17 protein-coding genes and 1 tRNA gene are annotated in these 20886 nt (G+C 56.4%); 10 read left to right on the plus strand and 8 right to left on the minus strand.

What is annotated here, in order from left to right:
- Window positions 1–456: 456 nt before the first annotated feature.
- A tRNA-Arg gene (locus tag FPV09_RS04790) sits at window positions 457–532 on the minus strand.
- Between the two features lie 48 nt (window positions 533–580).
- Here FPV09_RS04790 and dcd point away from each other — a divergent pair.
- From dcd to FPV09_RS04820, 6 genes are all read left to right on the plus strand, one after another.
- A complete protein-coding gene (gene dcd / locus FPV09_RS04795; protein WP_148882566.1) occupies window positions 581–1048 on the plus strand; it encodes a dCTP deaminase in 468 nt (155 codons plus the stop codon).
- Window positions 1049–1385: 337 nt separating this feature from the next.
- A complete protein-coding gene (gene hpkA, locus FPV09_RS04800) occupies window positions 1386–1589 on the plus strand; it encodes an archaeal histone HpkA (protein ID WP_014012340.1) in 204 nt (67 codons plus the stop codon).
- A 73-nt stretch (window positions 1590–1662) separates the two neighbouring features.
- The gene (locus tag FPV09_RS04805) at window positions 1663–2937 is read left to right on the plus strand and encodes a TIGR04013 family B12-binding domain/radical SAM domain-containing protein (RefSeq protein WP_148882567.1); all 1275 of its coding nucleotides are present in this window, start codon (window positions 1663–1665) and stop codon (window positions 2935–2937) included.
- Window positions 2938–3016: 79 nt separating this feature from the next.
- Window positions 3017–3418 carry a toprim domain-containing protein gene (locus tag FPV09_RS04810; protein WP_148882568.1) on the plus strand — a complete coding sequence of 134 codons (402 nt, stop codon included), beginning with the start codon at window positions 3017–3019 and terminating at the stop codon, window positions 3416–3418.
- Window positions 3415–4821, plus strand: coding sequence for a DNA primase DnaG (gene dnaG, locus FPV09_RS04815; protein WP_148882569.1), 1407 nt, complete (start codon window positions 3415–3417; stop codon window positions 4819–4821). Before FPV09_RS04810 ends, dnaG begins: the two co-directional genes overlap by 4 nt.
- Window positions 4822–4898: 77 nt before the next feature.
- The gene (locus FPV09_RS04820; RefSeq protein WP_148883692.1) at window positions 4899–6617 is read left to right on the plus strand and encodes a glutamate--tRNA ligase; all 1719 of its coding nucleotides are present in this window, start codon (window positions 4899–4901) and stop codon (window positions 6615–6617) included.
- A gap of 53 nt (window positions 6618–6670) precedes the next feature.
- On the opposite strand, the gene FPV09_RS04825 is transcribed toward FPV09_RS04820, so the two are convergent.
- The 3 genes from FPV09_RS04825 to FPV09_RS04835 form a co-directional block, all read right to left on the minus strand.
- Window positions 6671–7963 (minus strand): sodium-dependent transporter, encoded by a 1293-nt coding sequence (locus FPV09_RS04825; RefSeq protein WP_148882570.1) that lies wholly within the window; start codon window positions 7961–7963, stop codon window positions 6671–6673.
- Between the two features lie 408 nt (window positions 7964–8371).
- On the minus strand, window positions 8372–10873 hold the full coding sequence (gene malP / locus FPV09_RS04830) for a maltodextrin phosphorylase (protein WP_148882571.1): 2502 nt from the start codon (window positions 10871–10873) through the stop codon (window positions 8372–8374).
- 113 nt (window positions 10874–10986) lie between these two features.
- Window positions 10987–12864, minus strand: coding sequence for a phosphoenolpyruvate carboxykinase (GTP) (locus FPV09_RS04835; RefSeq protein WP_210411160.1), 1878 nt, complete (start codon window positions 12862–12864; stop codon window positions 10987–10989).
- Between the two features lie 225 nt (window positions 12865–13089).
- Here FPV09_RS04835 and FPV09_RS04840 point away from each other — a divergent pair, with 225 nt between their 5' ends.
- The 3 genes from FPV09_RS04840 to tmk all read left to right on the plus strand — a co-directional run bounded on the left by FPV09_RS04840 (window position 13090) and on the right by tmk (window position 15618).
- On the plus strand, window positions 13090–14175 hold the full coding sequence (locus FPV09_RS04840; RefSeq protein WP_148883694.1) for a sugar phosphate nucleotidyltransferase: 1086 nt from the start codon (window positions 13090–13092) through the stop codon (window positions 14173–14175).
- A 10-nt stretch (window positions 14176–14185) separates the two neighbouring features.
- A complete protein-coding gene (locus FPV09_RS04845) occupies window positions 14186–14893 on the plus strand; it encodes a phosphohexomutase domain-containing protein (protein WP_058939845.1) in 708 nt (235 codons plus the stop codon).
- A 107-nt stretch (window positions 14894–15000) separates the two neighbouring features.
- Window positions 15001–15618, plus strand: a complete 618-nt coding sequence (gene tmk / locus FPV09_RS04850; protein ID WP_058939878.1) for a dTMP kinase — start codon at window positions 15001–15003, stop codon at window positions 15616–15618.
- A gap of 176 nt (window positions 15619–15794) precedes the next feature.
- Here the strand turns inward: tmk and FPV09_RS04855 are convergent, their stop codons facing one another.
- From FPV09_RS04855 to FPV09_RS04870, 4 genes are all read right to left on the minus strand, one after another.
- A complete protein-coding gene (locus tag FPV09_RS04855; protein ID WP_148882572.1) occupies window positions 15795–16520 on the minus strand; it encodes a DUF2334 domain-containing protein in 726 nt (241 codons plus the stop codon).
- 38 nt (window positions 16521–16558) lie between these two features.
- Window positions 16559–17422, minus strand: a complete 864-nt coding sequence (locus tag FPV09_RS04860) for an alpha/beta hydrolase (protein ID WP_148883695.1) — start codon at window positions 17420–17422, stop codon at window positions 16559–16561.
- Complete coding sequence (locus FPV09_RS04865) at window positions 17422–18675, minus strand: MFS transporter (RefSeq protein ID WP_148882573.1); 1254 nt, start codon at window positions 18673–18675, stop codon at window positions 17422–17424. The genes FPV09_RS04860 and FPV09_RS04865 overlap by 1 nt, the downstream gene beginning before the upstream one ends.
- 76 nt (window positions 18676–18751) lie before the next feature.
- The gene (locus FPV09_RS04870) at window positions 18752–20074 is read right to left on the minus strand and encodes an SLC45 family MFS transporter (RefSeq protein ID WP_148882574.1); all 1323 of its coding nucleotides are present in this window, start codon (window positions 20072–20074) and stop codon (window positions 18752–18754) included.
- A 110-nt stretch (window positions 20075–20184) separates the two neighbouring features.
- On the opposite strand from FPV09_RS04870, the gene FPV09_RS04875 reads away from it, so the two are divergent.
- Window positions 20185–20886 (plus strand): glycerophosphodiester phosphodiesterase family protein, encoded by a 702-nt coding sequence (locus tag FPV09_RS04875; RefSeq protein WP_148882575.1) that lies wholly within the window; start codon window positions 20185–20187, stop codon window positions 20884–20886.

Below are 20886 nucleotides of genomic sequence, written 5' to 3' on the forward strand. Positions count from 1 at the left end.
TTTCTGTCCGTGAAGGTTCAGAGCTTTAGCGCTCCCTTGGCGCGGGGCGAGGTGGAATCATCATTCGCTTCTGGGGTGTGGGGGCTTTAGCTCCACTACGGGGGTTTGAGAGTACAGAGCAAGCTTTAACAAAGCTTGACCAAAGAAACTTTGCTGGGCAAAGTTTCATCAAGTTTGTGATTCCTTTTGTACCGCCTGTTCGAAGGGTTTTCTTCCAGATATCGTCCTTTTTAGTCAATTGGATTCTGTTTCCTGTGGTTCGTTTGAGAAGGGTTCAGATTTTTTAGCGCTCCCTTGGAGCGCGGGTTGAAGTTGAACCCTCATGAAGGGAAGTCTATGGGGACAATCCAAATTCAAACGGCGAGTTTTAAACCTAAAATCGTTCTCAAGGAACTAACTTTGACAATGAATCACAATCTTTTGATCAAACTTTTGCGGAGCAAAAGTTTGTATTACTGGCGGGCCCGGCGGGATTCGAACCCGCGACTACCGGCTCCGAAGGCCGGCGCCATATCCCCTAGGCCACGGGCCCTCGCAAGTGTTTTAAGTTGCCCAAAAATAAAGCTTGCGGTGGTCACTAATGATGCTCCCGGACTGGAAAATCAGGAAGGAAATTCTAATCGAGCCCTTCAACGAGAAGTCCCTCCAGCCGGCGGGCTACGACCTGCGCGTTGGGAGGGAGGCGTACATAAACGGAGAACTGATAGACGTTGAAAAGGCCGGGAAAGTGGTAATTTCCCCAAAGACATACGCCCTCATCCTTACCCTCGAGAGGATTGGGCTCCCGGACGACGTCATGGGTGACATGAAGCTCAGGAGCAGCCTCGCCAGGGAGGGTTTACTCGGCTCCTTCGCATGGGTCGATCCCGGCTGGGACGGCAACCTTACCCTTGGAATCTACAACGCCTCTGATGAACCGGTCGAGCTCTCCTACGGAGAGCGCTTCGTGCAGATAGCCTTCATAAGGCTGGAGGGGCCGGCCAAAAGTCCCTACCGCGGAAACTATCAGGGAAGCCAGCATCTGGTGCTCTCAAAGAGAAAGAAGTGATTTCCCTCGGATGAGGCTTTTCCCCCTTCTTCTCCCTCCCACCGCCCACGTTTGAATAATTTTCCTGTGCCGTTAGCAGTATCGACCAGTGCTTTTTTTCAATCGTGCCCACGGCCGTTAAAAGGCTCCACCTGGGTGGACCCTCCAATGGGCCGTAGTGTCATGACGGCAGAACCGGAAGGAAAGCAGGTGTCCATGAACACCCAACTGGTCAAGTTAAATTTATTCCAGGGTGCATCTGGCGTTAAACCGGCGGAAATGCCTCCTTTTACCGAAAGGTTTATATATCTCCAATTCCCTAAAGAATACCGAAGAACCCGTTAAGGAGGTGTTGCGAATGGCCGAGCTTCCGATTGCCCCGATTGACAGGCTTATAAGGAAGGCCGGCGCTGAGAGGGTCAGCGAGGACGCTGCCAAGGTTCTCGCTGAGTACCTCGAGGAGTACGCCATCGAGCTTGCCAGGAAGTCCGCCGACTTTGCCAGGCACGCCGGCAGGAAGACCGTCAAGGCCGAGGACATCAAGCTTGCCATTAAGGCCTGAAGGCCTTTCTGGCTTCTTTTACTTCCCCTTTCCCAACCGTTAGCGTTTTAAGTCAATTCTCTAGGCTTCAAACATGCCAGAGATAGCGGTAAGAATGACAAAGCGCAATCACAACGCCTTCGTCCACCTCCTCGGAGCCCTGGAGAGCCAGGGATTTGATCTCGGGGAGATCATAATAACCAAGGATTTCCGGGAGATACTGAAAGCCAGACCGAAGGTTGTTCTCTACTCATTTTTCACCGAGGAGATATGGGGGGCCCTGACCGAGGAGGTACGCCTTCTGAAGGAGAAAGGGGCCCTCCTCGTTGCCGGAGGCTACCACGCGATAGCCATGCCGAAGCACACCCTGAGCCAGCTCGGTTTTGACATCGCGGTTATAGGCGAAGGGGAGGAGGTTCTCTACCGGCTCCTCACCGTGCTGAAAAAGACCGGGTACCGGATCACAAAGGAGCTCCTCGACATCAGGGGGCTGGCGTTCTACCTCAACGGCGAGTTCGTCTTCACAGGCTTCGCCAAGGTTGAGGACTTCTGGCGCTTCCCGCCGTATCCCGAGAGCGTCCGTCTCATATCCCCGATAGAGATAACACGCGGCTGCCCCTTCGGCTGCTACTACTGCCAGACGCCGTACATCAAGGGGCTCCGGATGAGGCACAGGCCGATAGACCAGATTGTGAAGTACTCCCGCAGGATGAGGGACATGCGTTACATAACCCCCAACGCCTTTGCTTACGGCTCACCGGGGGCAATACTAAAGCTTAACAAGCTTGAGGCCCTTCTCAAGGCACTTCAACCCCTCCGGAAAGAGGGCAGGAGGCTCTACTACGGAACGTTTCCAAGCGAGGTTCGTCCGGAGTTCGTCATCCCGGAGACGCTGGAGCTCCTCATCGACTATGCAGACAACAGGAGGTTGGCCATAGGTGCCCAGAGCGGTGACGATGCGATGCTCAAAGCCATGCACAGGATTCACAGGATAGAGCACGTTCAGCGGGCGGTTGAGTACATGCTTGAGTACGGCTTTGAACCGGTCGTTGACTTCATCGTAGGTCTTCCGAACGAGAGCGAGGAGAGCCAGCGTAAAAGCATCGAGCTGATGGAGTGGGTGATGGCAAGGGGCGGGAAGGTAAGGGCCCACTACTTCATGCCACTCCCCGGAACGCCCTGGGCGCGCTGCAAGCCGAGCCCGCTGAGCGAGGAGATGAGAAAGTTCCTGGGGAGGATGGCAGCTAAGGGAAAGATAGAGGGTTCGTGGGGCAACCAGATTGAACTGTCGAGGAAGCTTCAGAGGCTCCTGGAAGAGTTCTACGAGGAGCCGATGAGCCACACGGTGCCCGTCAGGAACGTCTGCTGATTACTATGGACATAAACGTGTCAAAGAGCCACCCAATAAGCTTATAACCCCATTCTTTCGTTATCCAACCGACGGCGAAATGTACGCCGAAAACTATAAAAGATTCCTGGAGCTTATAGATAAACTGCGAGAGTTTGAGGGAGCCCTCATAGTTGAGGGCCTGCGAGACGAGGTGGCTCTGAGGAATCTGGGGGTCAGGGCGGAGATAATAAGGCTCTCCCGCCTGCCTTTAACGGAAGTTGCGCTCATCGCCTCATCGTATAAAGAGGTCATGATACTTACGGACTTCGACAGAACGGGCGAAGAACTCGCAAGGAAGCTCCTCCGGTACCTGGAGGGCTATCCCTGCAGGGTCGATGCAGAGACGCGCAGAGAGCTCAGGAGAATCGCAAAGAAGGACATTAAAGGTATCGAGGATCTCTACGGCCTTTACCTCAAGGTCGTCTCCGTTTCTGACCCCCATCCGGAGGGGATTCGATGAAGAGGAAGAAGACAGTGCTTCACCACATTTTGGCTGAAAAGCAGAAGTTTGAAAAACGGAAAGAGGGTGATGGTATGTCAGCCAAGGACGAATTCGGAACGACCAAGTATGTAATATACGCGGAGTTTGAAGCAAGCGGAATTGTTGAAAGGCCGGACGTTGTTGGTGCTATTTTTGGACAGACTGAGGGTCTTCTCGGTGACGATCTTGACCTCAGGGAGCTTCAGAAGACCGGAAGGATTGGAAGGATAAGGGTTGAAGTTCACACCAAGGCTGGAAAAACCTACGGAACGATAACCGTACCTTCAAGCCTCGACAGGGTTGAGACCGCGATTCTGGCGGCCGCCCTCGAGACCATCGACCGCGTTGGCCCGGCGGAGGCCAACATAAAGGTCCTCCGCATCGAGGACGTTCGTGCCACCAAGAGGAAGTACATCATAGAGAGGGCCAAGGAGATACTCGAGGGGCTCATGGAACAGGAGATCCCCGAGACCCAGGAGCTGACCGAGGAGGTCAAGAAGGCCGTCCGCGCCAAGGAGCTCATCGAGTACGGCCCCGAGAAGCTCCCAGCTGGACCGCACGTTCCGTTCTCAGACTCAATTATCGTCGTTGAGGGAAGGGCCGACGTCCTCAACCTGCTCAAGCACGGTATAAAGAACGCCATAGCCGTGGAGGGCACTTCGGTTCCCGAGACGATAACCAAGCTCAGCAAGGAGCGCATCGTTACCGCCTTCACCGACGGCGACCGCGGCGGCGAGCTCATCCTCAAGGAGCTCCTCCAGGTTGCCGATGTGGACTACGTGGCCCGCGCGCCGGAGGGCAAGGAAGTTGAAGAGCTCACCAAGAAGGAGATAGTCAAGTCCCTCAGGAGCAAGGTCCCGGCGGAGCAGGTCATAACCGAGATATTCTACAAGGGCAGGAACTTCTACGACGTCATCAAGGAAAAGGAGAAGGCAAAGGCAAGGGAAGAGAGGAAGGAGGAGCGGAAACCCACTGCCCACGCCCCCAGCCAGGTGCAGAGGGGCCCGGTGGAGAGGAAGCCGGAAAAGCCCGAGAGGCCCGAGCCCAAGAGGGAGGAGAGGATAATAAAACCCATCCAGCAGCCGAAGCCAAGCGAGCTCGATGAGTTCGGCGAGCTCATAGAGAAGGTCAAGGCCTCCAAGGAGTCGATGGCGCTCCTCCTCGACAAGGACAAAAACGTCCTCGCGGAGATACCCGTCAGGGAGATGACCGGGCGGCTCAAGGAGCGCAAGGACGTCTACGCCGTCGTCTTTAACGGCGTCATTACCCAGAGGCTCATCGACACGGTGAGCGAGAGCGGCGTCAAGTACCTCGTCGGCGCGAGGAAGTACAACGTCGTCAGGCGCCCGATAAACCTCAAGATAGTCACCTTCGCGGAGTGAGCTCCGCACCCCTTTTCTCCCAATTTCCGAGGACTAACTTTATAACCACTCCCGCCTTTCTCCCCCCGGTGAGGAGAATGAACGTGGAGGAGCTCATACTGAAGTACGCGCTCATCAACGCTTACACCCACAAGGGGAAGGCAAACCCAAAGGCGGTTATAGGAAAGGTTCTCGGCGAGAACCCGGAGCTGAGACCGAAGGCCAAGGAAGTGATTCCCCTGGTGAACGAAATCGTGGAAAAGGTCAACGGCATGAGCATCGAGGAGCAGGGGGCCAAGCTCAGGGAGATTTATCCCGAGTTCTTTGAGGCAAAGAAGGAGAAAAAGGAGGAGAAAAAAGGCCTCCCGCCCCTGCCGAAGGCCGAGAAGGGGAAGGTCGTTACCCGCTTCGCCCCCAATCCGGACGGCGCGTTCCACCTCGGAAACGCGAGGGCCGCTATTCTGAGCCACGAGTACGCGAGGCTCTACGGCGGCAGGTTCATACTCCGCTTCGACGACACCGACCCGAAGGTCAAGAGGCCCGAACCCAAGTTCTACGAGTGGATCAAGGAGGACCTTGAGTGGCTTGGCTTCAAGGTCGATGAGGTTCACATCGCCAGCGACAGGCTGGAGATATACTACAGGTACGCGGAGGAGCTCATAAAGGGCGGAAAGGCCTACGTCTGCACCTGCTCGCCGGAGAAGTTCCGCGAACTCCGCGACAAGGGCATCGCCTGCCCGCACAGGGAGGAGCCGCCGGAGGTCCAGCTCGAGCGCTGGAGGAAGATGCTGAACGGAGAGTACAGAGAGGGAGAGGCCGTCGTCAGGATAAAGACTGACCTCAAGCACCCCAACCCTGCCGTCCGCGACTGGCCGGCGCTGAGGATAATCGACAACGCGGACCACCCGCGCGTTGGCGACAAGTACCGCGTCTGGCCGCTCTACAACTTCGCCTCCGCGATAGACGACCACGAGCTCGGCGTCACCCACATCTTCCGCGGACAGGAGCACGCGGAGAACGAGACGAGACAGCGCTACCTCTACGACTACTTCGGCTGGGAATACCCGCAGACGGTTCACCACGGAAGGCTCAGCATTGAGGGGGTCATCCTCAGCAAGTCCAAAACCAGGAAGGGAATAGAGGAGGGTAAATACCTCGGTTGGGACGACCCCAGGCTTGGTACCATAAGGGCCCTCAGGAGGCGCGGCATAAGACCCGAGGCAATAAGGGAGCTCATCATCGACGTCGGCCTCAAGAGAAGCGACACCACGATAAGCTGGGACAACCTGGCGGCGATAAACCGGAGGATAATCGAGCCTGTGGCCAACAGGTACTTCTTCGTCGCCGATCCCATTCCGATGCAGATAGAGGGGGCCGAGGAGTTCACGGCGGAGGTACCGCTCCACCCGGATCACCCGGAGCGCGGTGTCAGGAGGCTCAAGTTCGTTCCAGGAAAGCCGGTATACGTCTCAAAGGACGACATGAAGCTCTTTAAACCGGGCAGTTTCGTCCGCCTGAAGGACCTCTTCAACGTCGAGATAGCTGAGGTCTCAGAGGAGGGCATAAAAGCGAGGTTCCACAGCGTTGACTACGAAGTCGCCAGGGAGAACCGCTGGAGGATGGTGCACTGGATCACAGAGGGGAAGCCCTGCGAGGTCCTTGTCCCGGAGGGGGACGAACTCGTGGTGAGGAAGGGCCTCCTGGAGAGTGATGCCAAGGTCAGTGTGGACGATGTGGTTCAGTTCGAGCGCTTTGGATTTGTCAGAATAGACGAGGTAACGCCCGAGAAGGTCGTGGCGATATTCGCCCACAGGTAAACGCGCTGCCACCTTTTATTATCTATTTTCAAAATGAAAATAAAAAGAGGGCATCATACGGCCGTTTTCTGGGCGACCAGCCTGTCGCCAAAGAGGCCGAAGAGCAGCACAATGGCCGCCAGGACACCCGAGACTACGTAGAGCCCGCCGGCCCTGAACACGCCGAAGAAGGCGTAGAGACCCCCAACCACGAACACGAGAGAGCCTACTGCAACCACCGCCATAGCGGCCATTGAGAGCTTCTTTCCGGACGAAACCACCGGGTAGAGCTCGTATATTGCCGTGAAGAACGTGGCAACGACAACCGCCTTGAGGACCATGTCGGCTATCGAGGGCTGGGAGTCAAAGATGCCTATCAGGAGGGAGATGCCTATGAGGTAAGTCGCGGCCCTGTTTCTTCCGGTATCCATCATCGATTCGATAATCTGGAGACCAACCTCGGCGGTTGGGAGCAGGCTGGTCACACCGGCGAAGAACGTAGAAAGGCCTATTAACGCCAGGAGCATGGGGTAATCCGCGAGTATAGCGGGAAGGTCGGCCATCATCTGAATGGCGCCCTCTTCACCGCCGTAGACGTACTGGATGAGCCTGTCCGGGGTGGTCGGGGCAATGGCGTAAACCACGGTTACCGTGGAGAGGACGCCTATGAGGAGCTGGATGAATATACCTGTCCCGATGATGACCTTTGCGTTAAAGCGCTCGTTTATGAAGCTGCCGAGCATGAGGTAGAAAGCCATTCCCAGGCCGACACCGTAAAGGGCCCTTTCGGCGGCAGCCTTTATCAAGGCAAGGCTCAATTCGTGTCTGGCAACTATCATATGCTTGGCCAGCCCCAGAAACGCCGCGTTCTCAGGTATCTGAACCTTGAAGGCAACGGCGGTCACGGCCACCGCGACGACGAAGATTATCGAACCAAAGGCCATGATGGAGAACGTCTTCTCCTTAGCTCTGGTGAGTATCAGAAAGACCATGGTGAACATCATCACCTTCGCTATCAGCCTGGCAACGGTTCCCGTGCCGAGGACGGGCGAGAGCACCGTCAGCATGGTGTTGGCCGCGTAGTACGAGAGGAAAATTGCCACAACGACGAAGATGGACAGCACCATCGCCGGCCGCTTGGAAACCTTGTTGTAAAGCTCGACGAAGTAGTAGCCAGACTTCATGACAGTCTCTGCCTCAAGTATGGCGATGTACGTAAACACGGCAAGGAAGACAATGTACACAGCCATTCCTGTAATGCCGTACTGGAGCCAGAACTGGGGGAACAGGCCTATGCTACCGATGCCCGTGGCGAATCCCGCAACCAGGAACGTAAGGTACAGAGTCCACTTCTTCACCTCATCCATGATTTCACCCCCTATCGGTTGTCCGGCTTTTACAATCATCCAACAATTCCTTAAACCATCAAAACCTTTTAAGCTTTAGCAACGTAATGAGGCCCGGGGGCACTCCAGAGCAGCCCGATGAGACGAGGGTTTCACGTTGCCCTTCGATCTTGGAGGGTTGACGCCGTTGGGCGATAACCCCTAACCGCTTTGCGGTGGGGGTAATGGGCCGGAGGCCCGGCCCGCGGGCTGAACCGAAAGCGGTAACGCGAGTAGGTGATGGGCCCGCAAACCGAACCGCCCGCTGGCGGGGAGGAGGCCAGAATGAATGTTTCAGGTTAAAAATATGTCCATCCCAAAGAGAGTTTAAAAGTCCCAACCGGTGTTCTAAGGTACAGTACTGTGCAGGGATGAAATAAAAAGGAAAGTTCAAGCGTCGAGGCTCTTCCACTTCACCAGACCGAGGAGGAACCTGTGGGGCAGCTTCTCGTGGTGCGGATAAACGCGGAGTGCGTAGTGCCAGCAGGGGTCGCCCAGATGTCTGAGAGCGTTGCCCTCGTAGGTGTAGAGCCACCTGCCACCTTCGAGCTTCCTCGGATGTCTGAGCTCTATTACATGGGCCCTCTCGACGTTGTAGCCCTCCGCCTTAACCCCGTAGTAGAGCTCCACGCGGACGTCTTCGGGCTTCAGTCCGTCCAGGACGACCTCCACCTCCAGGCCGGTCCCGCCCTCGCGGACCTTCGGATCGCAGAGCCGCACTTTTTCCCACGAGGCGGTGACGCGGTCCTTCCATGCGGCAATGTCCTTCGCGCCGCGGTATCCATCGCGGGTGAGCCAGATGTGGTTGCTCATGGCCCTCGAGTAGAACCTGTCCATGTACTCCTTGACCATGCGGTGGGTGCTGAAGCGCGGGGCGATGCCCTTGATACTCTCCTTCATCATGTAAATCCAGCGCTCGCGGTTGTCGTAGTAGGTCGGGATTATCTCCCTCTCAAGGAGTTCGTAGAGGGCTTGGGCGTCCTTGGGGTCGTCGGCCTCGCTCTCCGGCTCGGTGCTCTCTTCCCCTATCACCCAGCCGTTCTTTCCGTTGTAGCCCTCAACCCACCAGCCGTCGTAGATGCTCGCGTTGAGGACGCCGTTGAGACCCGCCTTCATGCCGCTCGTTCCGCTCGCCTCCAGCGGTCTGCGCGGGTTGTTGAGCCAGACATCGACTCCCGCAACCATGAGCCTGGCGCTGCCCATATCGTAGTTCTCCATCACGAATATCTTGCCCCGGAACTCGGGCATCTGGCTGACCTCGTAAACGCGCTTAAGGAATTCCTTCCCCGCCTCATCCATCGGGTGGGCCTTTCCACCGAAGACCAGGTACACCGGCCGCTCGGGGTTGTTGAGGATCCTCTTCAGCCGCTCAAGGTCCGTGAACAGGAGCGTCGCCCGCTTGTAGGTTGCAAAGCGCCTGGCGAAGCCAATTATGAGAGCGTTCTCGTCGATGCTCGGGAGAGGGTCGTCCGTACCGAGGCGCTGGTTCCTCCGCATGATCTTCCTCCTCAGAAGGGCGAGGAACTGTCTCTTGGCTTCGAGGTGCGCCTCCCAGAGCTCCTCGTCAGGGATCCTCTCAACGGCGTACCAGATTCCCTCCAGGTTCGTGTGTTCACGCCAAACCTTTCCAATGTAGCGGTCGAAGAGCTTCCTCATCTCGTTGTGAACCCACGTCATGGTGTGGATTCCGTTCGTGATGCCCTCTATCGGTATCTCGTCTATCGGGACGTCCGGCCAGAGGTCCTTCCACATGCGCTTGCTGACCTCCGCATGAAGCTGGCTCACGCCGTTGACGTAGCTCGACGTCCTTATGGCCAGGAGGGTCATGTTAAGCTGGTTGCCTTCCCTGCCAAGCTCCAGAAGCTCTTCCCTTCCTTCAAGAAACCTTGCCAGCCTCTTCCTGACTTCCTCTATCGGAAATCTGTCGTGGCCGGCCGGAACCGGGGTGTGCGTGGTGAAAACCGTCGTGCCCCTAACTATGCTGAGCGCCTCTGTGAAGGTAAGGCCCTCCTCCATGTACCAGGCCATCCTCTGGAGGTTCGCAAAGGCCGGGTGCCCCTCATTGAGGTGAACGACACCGGGTTCTATTCCGAGCCTTTTCAGGAGCCTCATCCCACCGATTCCAAGAAGTATCTCCTGCTTTATGCGCTTGTCTATCTCGGCGTTGTAGAGGTAGTCACATATCTTTCTGTCGTCGGCGCTGTTCTCGGGCACATCCGTGTCGAGGAGGTATATCCTGACCCTGCCGACCCTCACCTCAAAGGCCCTCGCGTGGACGATGCCATCTCCAATCGGAACCTCGACCAGGAGCGGTTTTCCATCGCTACCGAGAACTGGCGTGATCGGCATCTCTTCCGGCCGATACTCGGGGAATATCTCCCTCTGCCGGCCGTCCCCCTCTATCTCCTGCCTAAAGTAGCCGTGCTTGTAGAGAAGGCCAACCGCTATGAACGGAAGCCCGAGGTCGCTCGCGGTCTTCACGTGGTCGCCAGCGAGAATTCCCAGACCACCGGAATAGATGGGCAGGCTCCTGCTTATACCGTACTCCATGCAGAGGTACACTATAGGTTTGTCCCACTTGGGATAGTTGGTCGAGAACCAGGTGCTCTCGGGATTCATATAAGCCTCAAACTGGTCCATCACCAGCTCGTAGAGGTTCATGAAATCATCGTCGCGGAGGAGCTCCTTGAAGCGTTCCGCCGGTGTGTCCAGCAGGAGCTTAACGGGGTTCTTGTGCTCGCGCCAGAGTTCCGGGTCTATCCGTTCCCAGAGCTTGGTGGCACGCCTGTTCCAGCTCCACCAGTAGTTGTAGGCCAGGTCGGCCAGGCCCTTAAGCGGATGGGGAAGCTTCTCCCTGATTGTATCACATGTGCACGTATCGAGCTCTGCCATGGCAACCACCCGTATATCATCCTGGGTGATACTTAGTTATCGATGTCCTTAAAAAGCCTTACCGCTCGACGTTTGACGAAGGCCCGCAAAAAGGAGAAAATCGGAAGAAAAGCTCACTTCCCCTCAAGGGCAAAGGGGCTGATGTAGTCCCCGTACCGCTCCCTGGCCTCAAGGAGCCTCTTCCTTTCCTCCTCGAGAACCTGGAAGAGCTCCTCCGGGACTTCCCCAACCTTCTCGCGGTAGATGGTCTCGATGCGCTCTATCTTGGCGAGCAACTCCGGAACGCGGATGGTGAACTGTTTCTCGTACTCCTCCCTAGTGTACTCCTTGTCCAGGACCTCCTTAAAGAGCCTGGCGAGGTCCGCGTACTTTGGTATGTAGCCTATGGGGGTCTCTATCGCCCCGACGTCCCCGTGAACCCTCAGCTCCATCCACTTGAGCCAGACGCCCTTGTCGAGCTTGTGGTTGAGCCAGTTCCCGTTTTCATCGCGGAGGAAGTAGTTCACCGCGAATATCTTGGGGGCCTTTCTGAGCTTCTTCTCAAAGTCAAGGTAGTTCCTGAGGTATTCCCCGAGCGGGACGCTCATGAAGTCAAGTATGGCCATCGGGTTGAAGGCCCTGACGCCCTCCTTGCCGAGGGTCGCCGCGGTGGTCTCGCTCTCGAGGGCGGCGCCCATCGTAACGATGCCGTGCCTCCAGTTGAAGGCCTCCCTGACCGGCGGCCAGGTGTCCTTGTCGCGGCCACCGAATATCATTCCACCGACCTCAACGCCGCACGGGTTCTCCAGGGCCTCCATGTCAACGTTCGGGAAGTGCTCCAGTGAGACCGTGAAGCGGGCGTTCTTGTGGCTCGGAGGTATCTCGTTTCCTTCTGCGTCCTTCTTTCCGCGCCACCACTTTCCGCTGTGGTTCTCACCCTCGTCGGGAATCGGAACCCCCATCTCGTTCCAGTAGGGCTTGCCGTCCTTGACGAGCACGTTGGAGAATATTATCTCGACCGGTGAATGCAGTATCTCCCAGATTATCGGGTCGTCCTCGGGATTGACGCCCTGGATGATGCCGAAGACTCCCTTTTCAACGTTGGCTCCCCTAGCAACGCCGTTGACGGGCACTATAAAGCTGAGATCATCCCCCACGATGTTCTCCCAGCTTATCATGGCGGTGGAGGTCTTTCCGCACATGCTCGGGTAGGCACCGGTGAAGTAGGTCTTCCTTCCGTCGGGGCCGTTGACGCGCATCAGGAACATGTGCTCGCTGAGCCAGCCCTCCCTGACCGCACGCTGGATGGTGAGCCTGAAGGCGAGCTTCTTCAAGCCGATGGTGTTTCCTCCGTACTGGGTGTTGACTGAATAAACGGTCTCGTCGAGAAGATCGATGTAAATCCTCCTCTTGTCGAGGTTTTTGCTGGTTTTCCTATCGTCGAGCTCACCCTCACTGTGAACAAAGCGGAAGAAGCGAGCGTTTCTACCCAAGCGCTTGAACTCCTCGTAGCCCTTCCTGTAGAGGATGAACTCCGAGTGGGCGACGTAGGCTGAATCGGTGAGCTGAACGGCAGGAATCGTGAAGACCGAGTTCCTGGGCCCAAGGACGAAGAAGCAGACGAAGAGCTCCTTGCCCTTCATAACGCCCTTCATGAGCTCGCGTATCTCCCTCAAACCCTCGTCCCTGTCCTTGGTGTTGAGGAAGGGAATCGCCTTCCCACCCGGAACGAGGAGCTTCGTGTTGGCCTTGTCGCGGGCCTGGTCGTAGTAATTATCGTAGTGAACCGTGTGATTCGGGGTCTCAAGCATCTTTTCCTCGCCATAGTAGAGGGCCTTCCATTTGACGTAGGCCTCGTCCTCGGGGCTGTCCGTGCAGACGAAGACCTTATCAGGTTCGAGCCACTCAATCCACTCCGCCAAAAACTCGTGGAGTTCTGGGTTGTTCAGGGCCTTGATTTTCTCAAACTGCTCTCTATCGAGGAGCTTTTCAAGCTTCTCAATGGCGTTCATAATATCGCCTCCGTTGGGAGTTGGATTCAGGCTTAAAAATTCTTCGTCGTTATGACCAGCACATGGGGTAATTCCCGGGCGTATTTTGGTTATTATCCAGAAAAGGGAGGACAGCTTGTCACAACGACAGGTACCCGATGCCCATATTTATCGACCGGTGTTCATCTCCCTGCATCAGGCGCAAAGTATATTAACTCGCGGTGATATAGACTATCGGTGCTTGTAATGAAAGCCGTGATTCTGGCCGGAGGCAGAGGCACGAGGTTGCTTCCACTAACGGTGTACCGGCCAAAGCCGATGATTCCATTCTTCAACCGGCCGCTTATGGAGTACGCCGTTCAAAACCTGGTGAAGGCGGGCGTGGATGAGATATACGTCCTGGTCGGGTACCTCAAAGAGCGCATAATTGACTACTTCGGGGACGGAAGCAGTTGGGGCGTCAGGATGTGGTATTCCAACGGCGACAACATCAAGCTAGGAACAGCAGGGGCGACGAAGAAGGTGGTAAAGAACATGGACGAAACGTTTTTCGTCGTCTCCAGCGACGTGCTGGCGAACCTTGACCTGAAGGCGCTCTACGAGTACCACCGCAGGAAAAAAGCCCTCGCCACGATAGCCCTATCAAGGGTTGGGGATCCCACCCAGTACGGTATAGCGGTAATTAACGACGATGGCAGGATACTTCGCTTCAAGGAGAAGCCGAAGCCGGAGGAGACGTTCAGCAACCTCGTCAACGCCGGCATCTACGTCTTCGAGCCGGAGGCGTTCGATCTCGTCCCTATGGAAATGAACTTCGACTTCTCAAAGGATCTCTTCCCCCGAATGCTGGAGAACGATCTCGCCCTGTACGGTTTCCCGTTCAATGAATACTGGAACGACGTGGGCAGACCCTCCAGCTACCTCCAGGCAACGGAAGACGTCTTCCATGGGCGGCTCCTGCTGCCCGAGCTGCGGACGGAGGGCCTCAAGGGGAACCTCGAACACGGAGGGGCACTCGTCACGGGAAGGCGGTGCGTGCTGAGGCGGCCCGGGATAAGTGGGTTCGCGGTGCTTGGAGACGACGTTGAAGTTGGCAGAAACGTTAAAATAGAGCGTTCGGTGATATTTTCAGGTGCCGTCATAGAGGATGGTGCCGAGATTCGGGAGGCCATAATAGGCGAAAACGTCCACATTGGGAAGGGCGTTGTGATACAGCCCGGAAGCGTAATCGGCGACAACACGCTCATCGAAGACTTCAGCAAGATTGGCTCCAACGTCAAGATCTGGGTGGAGTCCCGGATTGGAAAGGAGAGTATAATACTGCCTGATTGAGGTGATGAAAGTGGAGGTGTACTATTCCCCCAGGTTCAACCCTGAGGAGCTCGCCCTTCTCGGAAGGGCAATAGGAACGATATCCCACGGCACGATAATAGTCGGAAGGGACGGAAGGGCCATCTCAAGGTACGGGAAGCGCGCCATGGTGGTCGGAATCGTCAGTACAGGCTCAACCATCATGGACGTCAGACTCATTCCCCTCATAGCCCTCAAGGACTTCGCCATGAGGAAGGGCCTGCCCCTGGCCTACGTGTACTACTACGGCGGCGTCCGCGTTTACGTCAGCGGCATCGATGGCGACGAAATAGGGGCCATACTGGAGAGCAGGAGCTTCATAGAGGCCCACCCCAACGACATCGGGGCGACGGTCTATTATCCCAACGCCCTCGACGACTTCCTTCATGAGGTCTTCAAGCACTACAACTTTCACATCGATGGAAAGGCCCTCGTCGATGCCATGAACACCCCCGCGGTGCTCTTCTTCCCGCGCATGAGCGACCACTTCGGCTTCGAGATTGAGCTGATCAACGATATGATGACCAGCTACCTTCCCCCGAAGCCCAAAGAGGTCTTCCTCCACAAGCTCGGGAAGGGTGACTACGACTTCGGACTGCGCTTCAGGCCCGAGGGGGTTGTCGAGTTCTACAGGGACGGGGAGGAGCTGGAGTTCGGCAGCATATGGAAGCTGCTCGACCACATGAAAAAGAACCTTTGAATTTTTGGGCTCTTTTTAAATCATTTTCAAAAATTTTCACGGAAAAGCGTTAAAAAGGCCCGCGCCGTTATAATTCTCCGTCCATTTTGGGGGTGACCTGTGTGGGAATGTTCATTGTTATCGAAGGCATCGATGGCGCGGGGAAATCAACTCAGACAAAACTTCTGGCGGAGTGGTTTGAGGAGAAGGGTCACGAGGTCGTTCTCACAAAGGAGCCGACCGACACGGCTTTCGGGAAGCTCATCAGGAAGCTCGTGCTCACCGGCGGGAAGGAAGGCATCATAGACGGGGCAAGGATAAGCCACGAAGCGGAAGCGCTCCTGTTTGCCGCCGACAGGGCAGAGCACGTCAGCAAGCTGATAAAACCCTCAATAGAAGCTGGTAAAATCGTCATATCCGACCGCTACTTCTACTCGTCACTCGCCTATCAGTGGGCGAGAGGGCTCGACCTTGAGTGGCTCATTGACCTCAACAGATTCGCCGTGAGGCCCGACCTCGTGATACTCCTCGATCTGCCCGTTAAGGAGAGCATGAAGCGCATAAACGGGCGGAGCATAAAGACCGAGTTTGACAAGATAGTCGAGCTCCAGAAGAAGGTGCGCGAGAACTACCTCAAACTGGCGGAGCGCTTCCCCGAGATAAGGATAGTCAACGCCCTGGCGAGCGTTGAGGACATCCACAACGACATAGTCGCGCTCGTGGAGCACGAGCTCTTCAAGAAGTGATGGGGTCTGCCAGTGCCAGTCTCATCATTCGGTAGCGAATCAGACCGGTAAACGCTCTTCATCCCCCTTCCCTTCTCGGCGGTTGCTTTTTAAAAGGTTCCCCCAAAATTCTCCCGGCCGATGACGAGCGTTAGCCACGCTGAGCGGTGAGGAGAAGAGGGTTAGCCGAGGCCGTTTCATGGATTCCGTTTTTCATAGGTCTTCAGAAAACCCAGGAACTCTCTGAGGAACTCCATCCCAGCATCGTTGTTCACCGCCTTGGGGTGGATGGACAGGAGGAAAGTTCCCCCGGTGTGGGCGTACGAGGCCCTGGCGCTCGCCAGCTGGTAGTCCAGGAAGGGGCTGGGAAGGTACCACGTGTACTCCCGGTTGTATACGGGTTCGACGGTTCCGTTGGGGAAGTACACGAAATCCTCCCCGATGACGGTTATGTTGCGGGACAGAAGAACCGCCAGTGCATCCTCCGAGAGGGAATACCTGGGGGCTATGAAGTACGCGGGCGATGCGTTGAGTGGGGCGAGTGCCTCAAGGCCGAGCTCAAGCTTCTCCGCGGCCAAGTTCGCGCCGCAGTCGAACTCGTCCCCGATGTGGGCGTACCCGTGAAGCTCCACGTGGTAGCCCTCCGCCTTCAGCCTCCCGAGGAAAGCCACGAAAGCGGGGTAATCCTCAAGCGGCATTCCTCCGCCGTGGTTCGGAATCACGAAGAGGTAAGTCGCGTTCTGGAGGGAGTAGGTATCTATAAGGGCAGTTATCTCCCTCAGCTGCTCGAAGTATCCCGGGCTGACGTCGTGTATGAGAATGGCAAAGTCCCCGAACCTGGGGATGTAGGCGGGCGCGGATATGGAGGACGACGCCGCGAAGACGAGGACGATGATGACCATGGTCGAGATTTCCGCTTTCATGCTCCCACGGGAAAAAATGGAAACCCGAGGCTAAAAGCCTAACCCATGCACCTTCTCAGAAACTCCCCAACCCGGGCTTTCCATTCCTCGGGATGGAACTTGAGCGTCCTCACGTGGGGGGCGTCGGTAACCCAGAGTTCAACACCGGCGTTCACAGCCCTGTTCCTCTCGTAGAACTCCCTGATTTCCTCAACCGTGACCAGGGGGTCTTTTTCACCGGCTATGAGGAGGAGCGGCTTTCTGACGTCATCGGCGTACTCTATGGGGTGAACCTCTCTCCCACCGCTGAAGAGCTTCGTGAAGGGCCTGACGAAGATGTGCAACCACTCGGGCAGTTTGGCGAAATATTTCAGCCCCCTCGCGCCTGTCTTATCGAGGTCCATCGGCGGTGAATCGGCGACGCCGCAGCAGACCTCCGGAATCTCGGCGAGCGAGCGTATAGTCAGCATGGCACCCATCGAGAAGCCTATTAACCCGATTCTATTGCTACTCTCAGGGTGCTTCTCCCTCAGCCACCTTACGGCGGCCCTCACGTCGGCTATCTCCCTATCGCCGACCGTCGTGTACTTTCCTTCGCTCTTTCCGTGGGCCCTGAAGTCAAAGGCGAGGACGTTGTAGCCCTCCCCGAGAAGGAACTCGATCGTGGGCTTTATGTAGAGGTCGTTCCACCTGCTCGCCGTGTAGCCGTGTAGCGGAACGACCGTTTTGTCGCTCCCGTTCGGAATCCACCAGCCGCTCAGCTTAATCCCGTCCTCCGTTTCGATGGTGACATCCTCGTAGTCGAAGCCCAGCTCCTTAGGCGTCCAGTCCCCAATGAGGCGCGGCGGTTTCACCATTTTGTAACCCACGAAGGCCGAAAAGGCCAGAAAGAGCAAGAGAAGGAAGAGAACAAGCCAGACCATCATTCCCTCCTCACCTCGAGCTCCTTCATGCTCCATATAAGGGGCATCGCGAGGAACACCAGGATGGCCCCTATCGGGAAGAGAATGCGGTAGTTACCACCCGCCAGGTCAACGATGGCCCCACCTATGGTGCCCGCGAGCAGTACTGGGATTGACTTGGTGGCCTCGTAGACACCGTAGTAGCGCCCCGTGAAGGCCTCCTTCTCGAACTTGGTGAGGAGGTCTCCGACCACGGGGTAGGATGCCGCTATGAGCGCCCCCCACCCGATTCCGGCCATGAACAGTGCCATGTAAATCTGGGCCTCCGTGTGGATGAACCACCCCCACAGGAGCGGCAGGGCGAAGATAAGCCCGCCGATGATTATGCTGAGCCTTCTGCCAACCTTATCGTAGATGTAGCCGCCCGGAAGGGAACCAACGAGCACGGCAACGTTGAAGAGCGCCATCAGGTAGAGGCCCATCGAGGTCACTGCATCGATGTTCTCAGGTGTCGCATTGCCCTTGAGTATGAACGCTATGATACCGTACAGGAATATGGCTATGAACTCGAAGCTCATCCACCAGAGGATCTGGGCCGTGTAGAACTTCAGGAAGTCCTTCGTGGCAAATATGCTCTTCACGTATCCCGAGAGACTTTCGTTTTCCTTTATCTCAGGGGTCTCCGGCTCCCTGACCTTGTGGTAGACAAAAGCCGCCGCGATGAAGAGGAAGAGTGCAGTGAGCCCGAATGGGCCGATGTAGTCCTTCCCATACTTCGCAACCAGGAAACCCCCAAGGCCAAAGAGGAAGAGGTTGCCAGCCCACTCGAGGAGCGTTATAACTCCGCTCGCCTTTCCTCGCTGGCCGCTCTCAACCGTGTCCGGCATCAAAGCCCTGAACTGGGCGGTGTAGAGGTGGAGTGAGAAGTACAGGAAGCCCAGCGTGAGGGCAAAGGCCCAGAGGGGAGCGCCCATCCTGTAGGCGGCCCATATCATGAGCGTCGCCAGCGCCGCGAGGATGCCCCCTATGAATATGAAGGGTCTCCTCCTCCCGTGTCTTGACTTGAGGGTATCACTGTAATAGCCGAGGAGCGGCGGGACTATCAGGCCTATAAACCCCTCGAGTGCCAGAATGCTTCCCTTCACAAAGGCGGAACTGGTGTAATCGGAGAGCAAGGGGAAAGAGAATCCCTTGTTGAGGGCCCATCCCATGCTCCTGCTAAATCCCAGGAGAGCCAGACCGAGAACAACACCCCAGTTGAACTTCCGTTCCATGGTGCCACCCCCTTATTCCTGTCAATCCATAACGACTCAAGTTGGATTTAAACGATTAAAATAGGAAAAATTGAACTCAATCCATATCCGGGACGTAGTCGAGGGCGTCGCCCTTCCTCCGAACGATGTCGCCCCTCCGGACGAACTGCATCGCCACAGCCGCGAGTATGAAGAAGAGCGTCGCGAAGGGCAGGAGGGTCCTGTAGCCGATAACGTCGAGGAACGCCCCCGCGAAGGGCGGGGCAACGAGGTTTGCCGCCTGGCTGAAGAAGTAGTAGAGACCCGTGTACCCTCCAAGCTTCTCCTCGGTCGTCATGTCCACGACCATCGGCAGAGAATTGACGTTGATCATGGCCCATCCCATACCGCCCACGAAGAACAGGCCCATGAACGTCATGACGACGGGGTCGCTCAGGGAGCTGGACTCCGGTTTCGAGCCCTCGCCGACGAGGTACGCGGCAAGCATTATTCCAATGACTATTATGAGACCCAGGGTTATCGTCCTCCTCCTTCCGAAGCGGCCTCCGATGAACCCGGCAGGGATTGCGAAGAGCATGAAGCTGAGGCTGAAGACGCCGAGCATGAAGGCTCCCGTGCTCTCCTCTATTCCAAGGTAGTACTTGGCGTAGCTGGTGAAGAAGGTCTCCAGCGAGTTGAAGGCTATGAACCAGAGGAATATCGCGAGGAGGACGGCCAGAAGGCTCCTCTCGTGACTCGTGAACACGTCCTTGAGGTTGTCCTTCAGCTCACCGAAGCTCCTGTGGGATGTCTCGGAGAGCAGCTTCCTCACGCTTATCTTCTTCCCGGGAACGCGGTACTCCTCGGGCTCGGGAACGACGAGAACAACGAGTATGTTGGCGAGGAGCATTATCGCGGCACCGAAGTAGAAGGGATACGCGTAGTTCATGTCGTAGAGCGCCTTGCCTCCGAAGTACGCCAGCAGGGCGCCGAGACCTCCCATGAAGTTGATTATTCCGTTGGCCTGGCTCCTCTTTTCGCTCGGCGTTATATCCGGCATGAACGCAACGACCGGGGAGCGGAACAGCGCCATAAAGAAGTTCATCAGGATAATCGTTCCCATGAAGAGGGCCAGACTTTCGTGGGTCCTCGCTACCGGGATGAGCGCGAACATCAGAGCCGCCGACGGTGCGCCCAGCAGTATGTACGGCTTACGCCGCCCGATCCGCGTTCTCGTCATGTCGCTGAGCGCGCCTAGGAACGGGAGCAGGAGAACCGCGAAGAGGTTGTCGATGGTCATGATGAAGCCCGTGGCAGTCTTGCTGAGGTGGAACGTATCCTGGAGAAAAATCGGGATGTATGCGTTGTAGAGGGCCCAGATAATGCTTATTCCGAAAAATCCAAAGCCGAGTATGAATATCCTGCTGTACTTAAACTCCAATCCGTACACCCCCATCTATTGGCAGGGTTTTAATTAACAGGAAAAGAATACACGGATGAAACTTTTAAGACTTGTGAGCTCATTTTTGAGCGGTTGGAGAGGTGACAACTATGGACAGTGAGAGACCTCTCATCCTTGGACACAGAGGGGTCAGGGGAAGGCTCGAGAACACGCTGCCATCCTTCGAGAGGGCGCTTAAATACGCGGATGGAGTGGAGTTCGATGTGAGGCTGACCCGCGATGGAAAGCTCGTAACCCACCACGACGGGGGCTTTTACTCCAACGGGGCGTTCTACCCCCTCAAAAATCTAACCTTCGTCGAGATGAGAAGGCTGCACCCAATGGGGCGGATAATACCACGGGTGGAGGACGTTTTCACACGGCTTAACGGTGCGGTATTCAACGCCGACGTTAAAGAAGCCGGGGCCGTTGAACCCCTGCTAAGGGAGGCGGAACGGTACGGGGCCCTCGAGAGAACCGTCTTTTCCTCCGAGAGGCCGGAGATAGTGGAGACCATTCTGAAGGCATGCCCCGACTGCAGGGTGGGTTTTTCCATAGTGAGCTACTCCTCCCTCATGTGGGTTCCGCGGTTGAAGGGCATCTACTCCCTCCACGTGCCAATAGATGCCGTTTCGTACGTTGGGTACGGGGCGTTCAGGAGCCTTCTCCAAGCCTTCAGAAAGCGTGGACTTAAAATCTACCTCTGGAACCACGGGATGGACGAACTCCACTGGGTGCCCAGGCTTCTCCCCCTCGTGGATGCCGTCATCTCGGACGACCCAGCGAGGCTTAGAAAAGTTTTTACGGTCTGA

This window comes from Thermococcus aciditolerans (assembly GCF_008152015.1).
Classification (GTDB): Archaea; Methanobacteriota_B; Thermococci; order Thermococcales; family Thermococcaceae; genus Thermococcus; species Thermococcus celericrescens.